A 12,186-nucleotide genomic window follows, 5' to 3' on the forward strand; every position below is an offset into this window, starting at 1 on the left:
GACATGGCGAAAACCGTAGACGAAGCATTCAACATTCTCATCGACCGACTAATTCCTACAGCGAATGAGCGCTCGAAGGCTGCGTCACATCGGCAGACCATCTATAGCAAGCTGGACAGCACGTTCGGACTCTACCGCATGTTTGAAAGTGGCTCGTTCAAGCATGGCACCGGTATTACCGGCAAGAGCGACGTGGACTACTTCGTTTCACTGAAGACCACCAAACCAACCTATGCATCGTCTACCCTTACGGCAGTGCGCGACGCACTGCAAGAACGGTTTCCATACACGTATATACATACTTCGAGGCCAGCGGTTGTCCTCGAGTTTGGCCAAGGCTACGAACGAGTCGAAATTATTCCTGCCTATGCCGATCTCTCAACCGATGAAGGGATGAGGTTCGACATCCCGGGTGTTGCTACTGAGTGGATGGAGTCGACCCCCGAAGCGCATCTGAAGTATGTGAACGATTGCAACAACAAGGCAGGGGTTAAGGGCGGAGCTAAGCAACTCGCGCGCCTCGCTAAGGCGTGGAAGTACTACAGAGACGTCCCAATCTCATCCTTCTATCTTGAGATGCGCGCTGCCCAGCACATGGCTACACAGTCATCCATCATCTATCCACTAGATTTTTGCTACTTCCTGAACAGCCTTCAGCGCAGTTCACTTGCGGACATGAATGATCCCACAGGAAGAACGGGCCGCATCAAGGCATGCTCTAGCGAAGCAAACTATACAATTGCACGTTCCAGGCTGGCCACTGCATGCACGCGAGCGAACAAAGCTCTTGAGCTCAACAAGAATGGCAAGATTTCCGAGGCCTTCGATCAATGGGATCTCGTATTCAACGACAAGTTCCCCGCATACTACTGAACCCAGGACCTAGACCTGGCTCTGCCCCAGCAGAAAGAGCCGTGCCGTGTCGTAACTACATCCAACCCGCTTGGCGATGTCGCGGATAACCATCCCCTGCTTGCGAAGCCGCAGAATCTCCTTCTCCTTGGCTGGCGTTAGACCACGAGGCCTGGAAGCGACGCCATGCTCCGCGAGCAGGCGCAGGAACGTCGACTTGGCGATACCTTTTTCACGAGCCAATGCCGTGCTCATCTCGCCAGCTTGATATCGAGCGACAAGCTGGGCTAGCTCGTCCGCCGTGAAGCGATCTGCAAGGCGATAGCGCTGAGTCTTGCGAACTGGCTGCTCCTTACGCGGCTTGATCTGGCCCGAGTCCATGCGCCTGAGGGCGGCCGCAATGGTCGTCATCCGCTCGATCCTGGGGCCGCTTTGGTTCGAATAGCATCCTAGGACCTCGACCAAATATGAGAATGGCGCCGAGAAATCGGCGCCATTTTTGTTGCCCTGAAACACCCCCCGGACAGCAATGGACTTAGTCCGCTGCGCTTCCCGGTGATTATCCTTCCGCTTTCTGAATTGGCAAAAAGAAACCCCGGAGCAGCTTGGTGCGCTCCGGGGTTCCTTGTACAGCTTGGGTTACATTGGATCAGGCCAGTTGCCAATGGAACTGGGGGCGAACGTGGTGTCGGCGGACTTGGTGGGTGCAGCAATGCGCATGGGATCAGGCCAGTTGCCGATTGCACTGACACTTCCGGAGTCCACGGTGGAGGCCGCGGAAACGACTGCAGGAGCCGCAACTGTGAGCGTCAGCGCGCCGGCCAAGGCCGCTGAGGCAATAATTTTCTTGAACATGATAGTTCCTCAATGCGAGTCGGATTCGTTACGGAAATTACACGGTCCCTGTTGACATACATTGTAAAATGTTTTCCACAGAGACTGTCAAGGTTTTGGTCAAAAGACACCTGTAGGAGGAACCCGTGGGAAACGGATTCGGCGAGAAGCTGCGTGCCGAACGGCTCGAACGTGGGTTGACCCAGGCGGAGCTTGGCAAAAACCTGTACTCCCCCAGCTACATCTCCCTGTTGGAAACGGGACGGCGTGAGCCCACGGCTGAGGTCATTGAAGAACTGGCCCGCAGGCTTGAGCTGGCACCGAAGGCGCTGGAAGCGTGGAGCCAACCCGTCTCCGTCAGCGATGCTGAATACGTCCTTGCCGGACTCTACGCCCGCCAGGCCTGGGACCTGCGCGACTACCAACTGGCCGCCAGCCACGCCGCCACCGCAGCCCAGATCGCCCTGGAAGCCAAGAACAACAGCGCTTGGTGGAACATGACCTACATGCAGGCCGAGTGCGTCATGAAGCAGGGCCACCTGAAAGAGTGCCAGCAGATAGTTGAGCACCTCCTGGAGCACCCCATGGCCACGGAGTCCGCAGGCCTGGGTGTGCGGGCATGGCAGATGCTCGCCGCAGTGTGTCACGGGCAAGGGCAGCTGGCCACCGCCGTCGAGCATGCCAAGCAGGCCGTGAAGCTGTCCGAGCAGCTGCCCAAGGGGTCAACCCTGATCATCGGTGCGCACCGCGCACTGATCGGCGCTCTTGCCGAGAGCGGCAAACTGGATGAGGCCTGGACCTACTGCCTGGCCATGATTGAGCACATGGATGAACACTCCATGTCCCAACTGGCCGGCGAGGTTGCCTGGGTGGTGGGGAACGTGGCCTTCATGCGGCACGACTACGTTGAGGGGATCAAGCACCACGAGCGTGCTGCCAAGCTCCTCTCCCCCGCCAACGACATTGAACTGTGGGCCCGTTTCAATAAGGCCTCCGCAGCTGTCCGCTTGTCTTCGGGCATCGTTGAACCGGAAACGTTGACCTCCATTGAGCGGGCCGAACTGGCGCTGTCCATTGTTGGCGGCAACAAGACGGACCAACTGGAGGTCGCGTTCATTCGTGCCCGCTGGCTGTACCTCACGGGCGACATCCCCGCTGCAGTGGACAAACTCCGCGAAATCCATGCAGACCGCAAAGCCCTGGCCCGGCACACCGCCGGCGAGGTATCGCTGTTGCTCGGCAAGTCGCTGAAAGCCGCCGGCGAACCCACTGAGGCCCTGAAGTACCTGGAGGAGGCCCAGCACGACTTCAGCGCCGCCGGCGCCTCGGACAGAGTCCAGCAGGCCATGGACGCCGTGCTGGAAATCCGCCTTGCAGAACGCCGCGCCGCCAAAGAGCACTCACAAGCGAGCTAGCGGTCAGGCGAAAGTCCGGCCGGTCAGCTTCTCGTAGGCTTCCACGTAACGGGCGCGTGTACGCTCCACGACCTCTGCAGGCAGTGCCGGTGGCGGGGTGTCGGAGGACTTGTCCCAGCCGGACTCAGCCGAGGTGAGCCAGTCGCGGACATACTGTTTGTCATAGGAAGGCTGCGACTGCCCCGGCGCGTACGTTGCGGCGTCCCAAAACCGCGAAGAGTCCGGGGTGAGGACCTCGTCACCCAGGGTGATGACCCCGGTGGCCGCATCGATGCCGAATTCAACCTTGGTATCGGCAAGGATGATGCCGCGTTCGCGGGCGATTTCTTCGGCGCGGGTGTAGATCTTCAACGTGAGTTCGCTGAGGCGGGCAGCAATGTCATCGCCCACCATGGCCACCACGTCGTCGTAGGTGATGTTGATGTCATGCTCGCCGACTTCGGCCTTGGCGGACGGCGTGAAGAGTGCCTTCTCCAGCCGCGAACCATCAACCAGGCCCTCCGGCAGCGGAATGCTGCACACGGTGCGCGATTCCTTGTACTCGGCCAGCCCGGAGCCCGTGAGGTAGCCGCGTGCGATGCATTCCACGGGGAACATATCCAGCTTCTTGCAGATCATGGCGCGGCCCTCGACCGCGGCAGGAACGCCATCTTCCACCGTGGACGCCAATACGTGGTGCTCAACTTCCAGCTGATCGAACCACCACAGGCTCAGCTGCGTCAGGACCCGGCCCTTGTCCGGGATCTCGCTGGTCAGGACGTGATCATAGGCGCTGATCCTGTCGCTGGCAACAACCAGAACACACTCTTGGCCAAGACGCTCGGTGATGGCTTCGTCGGCCGGAACGTACAGATCGCGGACCTTGCCGGAATACACGTGCTTCCAGCCCGGAAGCTCAAGTGTTTCAGTTTCGAAGCCGCCGGTGGGCAGGGATTCGCTCATGCTCACGCCTTCACTTTCGGGATGGTTCCTGTACCCGCGTACGGAACTTTGATCCCGCCGCGGGCGGCTTTGCTTGCTATGTCCGTGCGGAACTGTGAGCCTTCAAGCTGAACCAGCTCAACGCCGTCGTACGCCCTCTCGCGGGCCTCCACCAGATCCGAACCCAGCGCCACCACAGCAAGCACACGGCCGCCTGCCGAGACAACTTTGCCGTCCTCATCCAGCTTGGTGCCTGCATGCACCACGTGGACGCCGTCCAGCTCGTCAACCTTCTTGAGGCCGCGGATGCGGTCACCGGTGCGGGGCGTGTCGGGGTAGTTTTCGGCGGCAACGACGACGGCGACTGCCGTGTCCTTGGACCAGCGCAGCTCCTCTGCGGTGTCCAGTTCGCCCTTGGCAGCTGCCAGGAGAAGCGCACCGAGCGGCGTCTTCAGGCGCGCCAGGACAGCCTGGGTTTCCGGGTCACCGAAGCGGACGTTGAACTCGATGACGCGCGTGCCGCGGGACGTGAGTGCCAGGCCGACATAGAGCACGCCCACAAAGGGGGTGCCACGGCGGGCCATCTCGTCCACCGTGGGTTGGGCCACGCGATCAATGACTTCCTGGACCAGGCCCTCCGGAGCCCACTCCAGCGGGGTGTAGGCACCCATGCCACCGGTGTTGGGGCCCTCATCGTTGTCAAAAATGCGCTTGAAATCCTGTGCGGGAGACAGCGGAACAGTGGTGTGGCCGTCGCAGAGGACAAACAGGGAGACCTCGGGGCCGTCCAGGAATTCCTCGATCACCACGGTGCCACCGGCGTCGAAACAGGACTGGGCGTGGGCCAGGGCTTCGTCGCGGTTGTTGGTGACCACCACGCCCTTGCCTGCGGCCAGGCCATCATCCTTGACCACGTGGGGAGCCCCGAACGTGTCCAGTGCGTCTGCGGCTTCCTCGGCGTTGGTGGCAACGCGGGCCATGGCCGTGGGAACGTTGGCTTCGGCCATGATCTGCTTGGCAAACGCTTTGGAGGCCTCCAGCTGCGCTGCTTCCTTGCTGGGGCCGAAGACAGGAATGCCGGCCTCACGTACGGCGTCGGAAACCCCGGCGGCCAAGGGGGCCTCGGGTCCAACAACCACAAGGTCAACGCCCAGCTTGGTGGCGAGGGCTGACACGGCTTCCGGGTTGTTTCCGTCCACCGCGTGGGTGGGAACCAGTTTGCTGATACCGGCGTTACCCGGGGCCGCGTGGACCTCGGAAACGTTGGGATCTTCAAGCAGGGAGCGGACAATGGCGTGTTCGCGGCCGCCTGGGCCAATGACGAGTACCTTCACGGCTTCAAGGGTACTTTGTGAAAGGCGAGCATCCTAAGCTGTGTCACGCACCGGACCCTGCCGGCGCCCCTGGCCCGGTGGGGACCTTGGCGTCCCTGGCGCCCCATAGACTTGTTGGATGCCTATGAGTTCGCACGAAACGTTCAACGTAGACTCTGCCGTGGAGCTGGCAGTGATTGAACGCAGCGGCTTCATCGAGTCCCGGCACGTCGGTGCCGCCGTGGTCCTGGCCGGAGACGGTTCCGTGGTCACCCGGCTGGGTGACATTGATGCCCCCATTTATGCCCGCTCCACGCTCAAACCCTTCCAGGCGTTGGCCTCCATGCAGTCCGGCGTCCCGCTCCGCGGTGCGCAGGTAGCCGTTGCCTGCGGCAGCCATACGGGTTCCCTGGAACATATGGACGTCGTGGAAGGCATGCTGAAGGCCGCCGGTGTCCGCGAGGAAAACCTGCTGTGCCCTACGGCGTGGCCGCAGGATGAGACGGCACGCAACTGGCTGGTGCGCTCCGAGCGGGGGCAGTCGAAGCTCGCGTTCAATTGCTCCGGCAAGCACGCCGCCTTCCTCTGGGCCTGCACGGAGAACGGCTGGGACCTCCGCAGCTACCTTGAGCCGAACCATCCGCTGCAGCAGCGCGTCCGATCCGCCATTGAGGAATACAGCGGGGAGACCATCTCCCACTTGGGCATCGATGGCTGCGGGGCGCCCGTGGCAGCGTTGTCGCTCACCGGCCTTGCCCGCGCGTATTCCAAGCTGGCCAAATCACCCGGCGATTCCTCTTCCAACGCCCGCGCCGCCACCATCGCCACGTCCATGCTCGACTACCCCTGGGCGGTCCAAGGCAAGGGCGAGTCCAACACGGTGGTCATGGAGGAACTGGAAGTCCTTGCGAAGATCGGTGCCGAAGGCGTCCTCGTCATGGCCACGCCCACCGGCGCCACAGTGGCGGTCAAGGTCTTGGACGGCAACCTCCGCGCCACCACCCTGGTTGGGCTGACGCTGCTGGCCGTCAGCGGCGCTGTGGACATCCCCGCGGTCTCCAACGTCCTGGAACGCGTAGTGGAGCCGGTGCTCGGCGGCGGCCATGAGGTAGGCAGGATCCGCTTGGGCCATGCCGTCTCCGCCCTCCTCGACTAACCCGGACAGGAAAAGGAAACACCCATGGCTGTTGCACGACGCCGAGTCAATATCGAGGAAGGCCGCGCTGCCCTGGCAGCCTGGCAAACCGCCGTCGAACGCTCCGAAACCGCTGGCGGGACAACCGCCGAGGCCGGGACCCCGCCGTCGCGCACGTTGATTGCGACGGCGGTCCGCTACTCGCTGGAGGAAGTCACCGCACGCGCGCCAGGCAATTCGGTGGAAGTCCGCGTGCCGCCGTTCGGCGTGACCCAATGCGTTGAAGGGCCCCGCCACACGCGCGGCACTCCCCCGAACGTCATTGAGTGCGACGCCGCCACCTGGCTGTCGCTGGTGACGGGCCGGACCTCTTGGGCTGACGCCGTTTCCGCCGGACGAGTGGCCGCCTCAGGGTTGCGGGCCAACCTCTCCGCGCTGCTCCCGCTTTAAGCAGCCGATGCCCTCCGGGGCTATCCGGCGGGCATCGGCTGTTCAGGTACTGCAGTTTGACGTTAGTCGGGGCAAATCGGTTCCGTGGATTTCCCCCGCTTGCTCATCTCGAACTGCGGCAGCTGATCAGAGGTAGGGCCGCCGCGGAACTTGGGCGACGGGTTCTGGCCTTGGCTGAGCCTCTCCAGCTCCTGCTGTGCGTAGACGTCTTCCTTGCCGAGCATGATGGCGGTGTCCTCATTGGTGATTTCACCGTTGAAGGCGCGGACCATGACGCTGCGGTCGAACTGGCCCTCCCACTTGGCCACCACGAACGTTGCCACGCAGTTTCCGAGCAGGTTGACCACCACGCGCATGGAGTCCATGAGGCGGTCGGCGCCGAGGAGGAGTGCAACTCCGGCAACCGGGAAGATGCCCAAGGCGGCAGCGGTCGCGGAGAGTGCCAGGAAGGACGAACCAGGTACGCCTGCCATGCCCTTGGAGGTCAGGAGCAGCACACCCAGGGCTGCCAGTTGCTGGCCGAGATCCAAGTTGTGGCCGAACGCCTGGGCCAGGAACAGCAGCGAGATCGAAAGGTAGATCGCAGCACCGTCCAGGTTGAAGGAGTAGCCCGTGGGCACCACCAGGCCGGTGGTTGCCCGTGAGCAGCCGGCGTTGGTCAGCTTGGTCATGATGCGTGGCATGACTGCTTCAGTGGACGCCGTGCCCAATGCCAGCAGGAATTCTTCGCGGGTGTACTTGAGGAATGACCACAGCGGAACGCGGGCGAATCCCCACGCCACCAGGAACAGCAGGCCAATGAACACAATGGCCGCGGCATAGCAGGCTGCAATCAAAAGGGCATAGGTGCTCAGCGTGCCGATGCCGTATTGGCCAATGATGAAGGCCATGGCTCCGAAGGCGCCGATGGGGGCAACTTTCATGATCCAGGACATGATCTTGAAGATCAGTTCCAGGACGGTTTCCATGAGGCTGATGACCGGCAGGCAACGCTCGCGGCCGATTACCACAATGGCGGCACCGAAGAAGACCGAGAAGAACAGCACCTGAAGAAGGCTGTTGTTGGCAAAAGCACCGATCACGCTGACGGGAATGACGTCCAGGATGAATGCCGCGGCGTCCTTGGGAGGCGCATTTCCGGTTTTGGCGTTGAGGGCGTCCTGCGACAACGTGGAGGGATCGATGTTCAGGCCGGCACCCGGCTGGACAATGTTTCCCACGATGAGTCCGAAGACCAGGGCAAAAAGAGTGGCGCCGGTGAAGTACAGGAGCGCTTTGACCCCGACCCTTCCGACCGCCTTGACGTCGCCGACTGCTGAGATGCCCGTGACGATCACGAGGAAAATCAGCGGGGCGATGATCATCTTGATGAGTTGAATGAATCCATCACCCAGTGGCCGGAGGGCGGACCCGATAGTCGGCCAAAAATGGCCGATGAGTACACCTGCGACGACGGCGATCAGAATTTGGAAGAAGAGCGACTTGTACAGTGGCTTCTTCTTCTGCGGGGCCGAACTCGCCTTCAGCGCCGCGGAGTCTGGGATCTTCATTGCTCTGAACCAATCAGTTGTGAACAGCCTCACATTTTGTGGGGTTTTTCAAATGTAAGCTCGCTCACAATGTTCCGCAAGGGGAGATTGAAATTCCATATTATGGAAGTCATATTCGGTTGGAAGAAGGGGTGCGTGCCGCTGCCACCCACTTTGAACACGCAAAACCCGCGGCACGCCCCTAGGCAGGCGTGTCGCGGGTTGTTGGAGGTCAAAGTAGGTGGTGGCGGGACCTGATGGAGCTAGCCGCGGCCCACAAACGGCATGCCCGACGCCGTGACCACCAGGGAGCCCACGCTGGCAGAGGCCGGCATGTTGGCCATCAGCAGCACGGCTCGGGCGGCGTCGTCCACGGGAAACATGGGTTCAACTTTGCGTGAGCCATCGGCCTGGAGCGCCCCCGAGCCCACCCCGATGGTGTCCATGATCTCGGTCCGGGTGTTGCCGATGTCGATCTGCCCGCACGTGATGCCGAATGCCCGCCCATCCAGCTCGATGCTCTTGGTAAGGCCCGTCATCGCGTGCTTGGTCACCGTATAAGCCACGGACAAGGGACGCGGCGAGTGCGCGGAAATGGAGCCGTTGTTGATGATCCTGCCACCCTGCGGTTCCTGGACTTTCATGGTTCGCACGGCCTCGGCGGCACACAGCATGGAACCGGTGACGTTGACGCGCAGCGTGGCCTCCCACTGCTCCACGTCCAGGTCACCCACATCCCCGGACGGCCCGAAGATGCCGGCATTGTTGAACAGCACATCAACCCGGCCCCAGCGGTGCCGCACCTGCCCGAAAAGGCGCGCGACGTCGTCGGGCGCTGTGACGTCGCACGGAACCACCAGCGCTTCCGGACTCCCGCCCGCAGTTTCGCGCAACGGTCCCTCGCGGCGGCCGGCCAGCGCCACCCGGTAGCCGTCGGCCAGCATCAGCCGGGCCACCGCCCGTCCAATGCCGGAGCCGGCGCCGGTGACGACGGCGACCCTAGCGTTAGTGGGCGCGTTGGAGTCAGTCATGTGGTTGCCTTTCGGGAGATGCTGCGGCCAGCGTCAGCGTGCGGCTTCCGGCTGGCCCGTTGACTGCAGTGCGGAGGTTATCGGCCAGCCTATGACAGTCTTCGGGCGGGGCGTGGCGTAGGTTCGCACCTTGGACGTGGACAGGCCCAAGCGCACCAGGGATTCCGCAATGGTGACTGCTGCGGCGACGCCATCCACCACGGGGACACCGGTACGCTGCCGGATCTGGTCATCCAGCCCTGCCATCCCGCCGCAGCCAAGGACAATCACCTCGGCCTTGTCCTTGGTGACGGCTTCTTCGGCCTGGCCCACAATGGCCTCGACGGCTCGCTCCGGATATTCCTCCAGCTCCAGGACGGCCATGCCGCTGGCCCGGACGGAGGCGCAGCGGGCTTCAAGCCCAGCCAGCTTCAACCGGTCCTCAATCAAGGGCACAGCGCGGTCCAAGGTGGTGACCACCGAATACTTGTGGCCCAGGAACATGGCAGTGCTGGCGGCTGCCTCGGTGATGTCCACCACCGGTACCTCCAGAAGTTCCTGCAGGCCTTCACGGCCATGCTCGCCATAGCCGGCCTGGATGACGGCGTCGAACGGCTCCGGATAGTTGACCACGGCATCCATGACGGCGATCGCCGCCAGGTAACTTTCAAAATTGCCTTCACAGGAATCAGCGCCGAAACGTGGCGTGATGCCGATGATCTCGGTGCCCGGCGCTGCTGCCGCCCGGGCTTGGGCGGCTATGGAATCGGTCATGGATTGGGTGGTGTTTACGTTTGCTACCAGAATGCGCATGGAGTGCCTTTCAACGGCAATACCCGCCGACTGCCCGGGGACGGGAGGGGCGGGCTTGCCGTGCTTCTTGGATTAGTGAGTGCTGGCGACGGCGATCGGTTCGCCGGAAACGTCGTCGTGAAGCTGCTTCCTGTCCGCCACGGCAAAGTACGTCAGGGCAGCAACGCCTGCGCCGATGAACCAAGCGAACGGGGCTGCTGCGGCGAGGCCCGGGATGAACGCAATGGCGATCGCTATGGCGGCGGCGGGGATCATGGCGATGATGGCCTTGGGGTTCACGCCACGCTTGTAGAAATAGGCTGCCTTGGGATCCTCAACATAGAGCTCGGGGACGTTCACCTGGCCGCGGCGGACCAGCCAGTAGTCCGCCATGATCACTCCGAAGAGCGGACCCAGCAAGGCGCCCAAGCCACCCAGGAAGTACACGATCACAATCGGGTTGTTGTAAAGGTTCCACGGCAGGATGACCAAGCCGATGGTGCCGCTGACCCACGCTGCCTTGCGGAAGTTGAGGTGGCGCGGAAAGAGGTTGGTCAATGCGTAAACCGGAGCCACGAAGTTGGCCATCAGGTTCACCGCGACAGTGAGAATCAACAATGCGAGGCAGGCCAGGACCAGGAGGAGCGTGTTGGGGATGCTCTGGACAATGTCCGAAGGGCTCTCGATCACAGTGCCGTTGATCTTGTACTGCCCACCGGCCATGACCACCACGATCGCACCGAAGACCAGCATGTTGATGGGAATGCCCCAGAAGTTTCCCTTGACGATCGACTTCCTGGACGTGGAGGAGCGCGTGAAGTCGCAGAAGTTCAGCACAAACGTTCCGTAGATGGATACCCACAAGGCGCCTCCGGCAAAGATCGTCAACCACATCTCGCCACCTTCAAGGCCCTTGATGCCGCTCCACTGGATGGCTCCGCCGGCCTCGATGAACACCCAGACGGCTATTGCTGCCATGGTGACCAGAATGACCGGCCCTGCGAAGGCCTCGTACTTGCGGATCATCTCCATGCCGAAGCTGACAATCACCAACTGCACAATCCACAGCGCAATAAAGGAGAACCAGCCCAAAGTGGACAGGCCAAGGATGGAGTTGCTGTCCAGGTCCTTAAGGCCAGGGGCTACTGCTACCAGGAGGACCCTGAGGACCACGGAAGCCAAGTAGGTTTGGATGCCGAACCACGCCACGGCGACAGCGCCGCGGACCAGGCTGGCAATTTGTGCGCCACGGATGCCAAAGCTGATTCTGCTCATGACCGGGAACGGGACGCCGGTCTTCTGGCCCATGAATCCTGAGAAGTTCAGGAGGGCGAAGAGCAGGACTGCTCCGATCCCCAGTGCAACCAGGATTTGCCAGCCACCCAGCCCCAGGGAAAAGAGGCCAATGGCGAAGGCATAATTACCCAGGCTGTGGACGTCGTTGGCCCAGAGGGTAAAGATGCTGTAGCTGGTCCAATTGCGGCCTTTGGCCTTGGTGGGAGCGAGGTCAATGTTGTAAAGATTGGGGCTGATGGTACGGCCTGAGGCTTCGGAAGCAATGGCGCACAATTCCGTATTTCCTACGGTTTGGAGGTTGGGGCCGCCGTGTTGTGGGTCTTCTTCCGGAGTCCCAGTGACGCCGACTGATGAAGTCGTCTGCATCGTGGATCTCCACTTCGTACTGCTTCCACATTATGGAAACTAGTTATTGAATAGTGAAAGCACTCTATGACGCACGTCACGCACCGTCAAGGTGCCGCGGGTGTATGCGGGGTCACATTCGGTTGCTTCGGTCGCGGAGCCCCAATTGGCTGGCGATGGGGGATGCCTCATATTGACGCTGTCGATCCGCTCGTCGTAATCTCGAATTGCAGAATTTTATTCTCACAATACGAAATTCCATGAGCGCCCCCACAGAGCAAGCGCCCAGACATT

General features: G+C 61.8%; 12 protein-coding genes. 4 read left to right on the forward strand and 8 right to left on the reverse strand.

Features of this window, described 5'->3' with window-relative positions:
• Window positions 1-3 precede the first annotated feature (3 nt).
• Window positions 4-873 carry a nucleotidyltransferase domain-containing protein gene (locus JOE60_RS14710; RefSeq protein ID WP_167264100.1) on the forward strand — a complete coding sequence of 290 codons (870 nt, stop codon included), beginning with the start codon at window positions 4-6 and terminating at the stop codon, window positions 871-873.
• Window positions 874-882: 9 nt separating this feature from the next.
• Here the strand turns inward: JOE60_RS14710 and JOE60_RS14715 are convergent, their stop codons facing one another.
• Both JOE60_RS14715 and JOE60_RS14720 read right to left on the reverse strand, forming a co-directional pair.
• Window positions 883-1,263: a helix-turn-helix domain-containing protein gene (locus tag JOE60_RS14715; RefSeq protein ID WP_167264102.1), complete on the reverse strand. Its 381-nt coding sequence runs from the start codon at window positions 1,261-1,263 to the stop codon at window positions 883-885.
• A 228-nt stretch (window positions 1,264-1,491) separates the two neighbouring features.
• Window positions 1,492-1,707 carry a hypothetical protein gene (locus tag JOE60_RS14720; RefSeq protein ID WP_167264104.1) on the reverse strand — a complete coding sequence of 72 codons (216 nt, stop codon included), beginning with the start codon at window positions 1,705-1,707 and terminating at the stop codon, window positions 1,492-1,494.
• 125 nt (window positions 1,708-1,832) lie between these two features.
• On the opposite strand from JOE60_RS14720, the gene JOE60_RS14725 reads away from it, so the two are divergent.
• Window positions 1,833-3,101, forward strand: coding sequence for a helix-turn-helix domain-containing protein (locus tag JOE60_RS14725; protein ID WP_167264106.1), 1,269 nt, complete (start codon window positions 1,833-1,835; stop codon window positions 3,099-3,101).
• 3 nt (window positions 3,102-3,104) lie between these two features.
• Here JOE60_RS14725 and JOE60_RS14730 read toward each other — a convergent pair whose 3' ends face one another.
• Both JOE60_RS14730 and purD read right to left on the reverse strand, forming a co-directional pair.
• Window positions 3,105-4,043 (reverse strand): phosphoribosylaminoimidazolesuccinocarboxamide synthase, encoded by a 939-nt coding sequence (locus JOE60_RS14730; protein WP_167264107.1) that lies wholly within the window; start codon window positions 4,041-4,043, stop codon window positions 3,105-3,107.
• Window positions 4,044-4,045: 2 nt separating this feature from the next.
• Window positions 4,046-5,356 (reverse strand): phosphoribosylamine--glycine ligase, encoded by a 1,311-nt coding sequence (gene purD / locus JOE60_RS14735; protein ID WP_167264109.1) that lies wholly within the window; start codon window positions 5,354-5,356, stop codon window positions 4,046-4,048.
• Window positions 5,357-5,474: 118 nt separating this feature from the next.
• Here purD and JOE60_RS14740 point away from each other — a divergent pair, with 118 nt between their 5' ends.
• Window positions 5,475-6,491 (forward strand): asparaginase, encoded by a 1,017-nt coding sequence (locus tag JOE60_RS14740; protein WP_167264111.1) that lies wholly within the window; start codon window positions 5,475-5,477, stop codon window positions 6,489-6,491.
• A gap of 24 nt (window positions 6,492-6,515) precedes the next feature.
• Window positions 6,516-6,920, forward strand: a complete 405-nt coding sequence (locus JOE60_RS14745) for a sterol carrier family protein (RefSeq protein ID WP_167264113.1) — start codon at window positions 6,516-6,518, stop codon at window positions 6,918-6,920.
• A gap of 62 nt (window positions 6,921-6,982) precedes the next feature.
• Here the strand turns inward: JOE60_RS14745 and JOE60_RS14750 are convergent, their stop codons facing one another.
• From JOE60_RS14750 to JOE60_RS14765, 4 genes are all read right to left on the reverse strand, one after another.
• Window positions 6,983-8,470, reverse strand: coding sequence for a cation:dicarboxylate symporter family transporter (locus tag JOE60_RS14750; protein WP_167264114.1), 1,488 nt, complete (start codon window positions 8,468-8,470; stop codon window positions 6,983-6,985).
• A gap of 242 nt (window positions 8,471-8,712) precedes the next feature.
• Complete coding sequence (locus tag JOE60_RS14755) at window positions 8,713-9,480, reverse strand: SDR family oxidoreductase (RefSeq protein WP_167264116.1); 768 nt, start codon at window positions 9,478-9,480, stop codon at window positions 8,713-8,715.
• A gap of 33 nt (window positions 9,481-9,513) precedes the next feature.
• Window positions 9,514-10,272 carry an aspartate/glutamate racemase family protein gene (locus JOE60_RS14760; RefSeq protein WP_167264118.1) on the reverse strand — a complete coding sequence of 253 codons (759 nt, stop codon included), beginning with the start codon at window positions 10,270-10,272 and terminating at the stop codon, window positions 9,514-9,516.
• 72 nt (window positions 10,273-10,344) lie between these two features.
• Entirely contained in the window at window positions 10,345-11,913 is a 1,569-nt protein-coding gene (locus tag JOE60_RS14765) for an NCS1 family nucleobase:cation symporter-1 (protein WP_167264120.1), read from the reverse strand.
• Window positions 11,914-12,186: the final 273 nt, after the last annotated feature.

The sequence above is a fragment of the Paenarthrobacter ilicis genome, from assembly GCF_016907545.1.
Lineage (GTDB): Bacteria > Actinomycetota > Actinomycetes > Actinomycetales > Micrococcaceae > Arthrobacter > Arthrobacter ilicis.

What these genes read in the sequence shown, in the direction of transcription:
- JOE60_RS14710 (WP_167264100.1), top strand. Translation starts at nt 4, where the DNA reads ATGGCGAAAACCGTAGACGAAGCATTCAACATTCTCATCGACCGACTA.
- JOE60_RS14715 (WP_167264102.1), bottom strand. Translation starts at nt 1,263, where the DNA reads ATGACGACCATTGCGGCCGCCCTCAGGCGCATGGACTCGGGCCAGATC.
- JOE60_RS14720 (WP_167264104.1), bottom strand. Translation starts at nt 1,707, where the DNA reads ATGTTCAAGAAAATTATTGCCTCAGCGGCCTTGGCCGGCGCGCTGACG.
- JOE60_RS14730 (WP_167264107.1), bottom strand. Translation starts at nt 4,043, where the DNA reads ATGAGCGAATCCCTGCCCACCGGCGGCTTCGAAACTGAAACACTTGAG.
- JOE60_RS14740 (WP_167264111.1), top strand. Translation starts at nt 5,475, where the DNA reads ATGCCTATGAGTTCGCACGAAACGTTCAACGTAGACTCTGCCGTGGAG.
- JOE60_RS14745 (WP_167264113.1), top strand. Translation starts at nt 6,516, where the DNA reads ATGGCTGTTGCACGACGCCGAGTCAATATCGAGGAAGGCCGCGCTGCC.
- JOE60_RS14750 (WP_167264114.1), bottom strand. Translation starts at nt 8,470, where the DNA reads ATGAAGATCCCAGACTCCGCGGCGCTGAAGGCGAGTTCGGCCCCGCAG.
- JOE60_RS14755 (WP_167264116.1), bottom strand. Translation starts at nt 9,480, where the DNA reads ATGACTGACTCCAACGCGCCCACTAACGCTAGGGTCGCCGTCGTCACC.
- JOE60_RS14760 (WP_167264118.1), bottom strand. Translation starts at nt 10,272, where the DNA reads ATGCGCATTCTGGTAGCAAACGTAAACACCACCCAATCCATGACCGAT.
- JOE60_RS14765 (WP_167264120.1), bottom strand. Translation starts at nt 11,913, where the DNA reads ATGCAGACGACTTCATCAGTCGGCGTCACTGGGACTCCGGAAGAAGAC.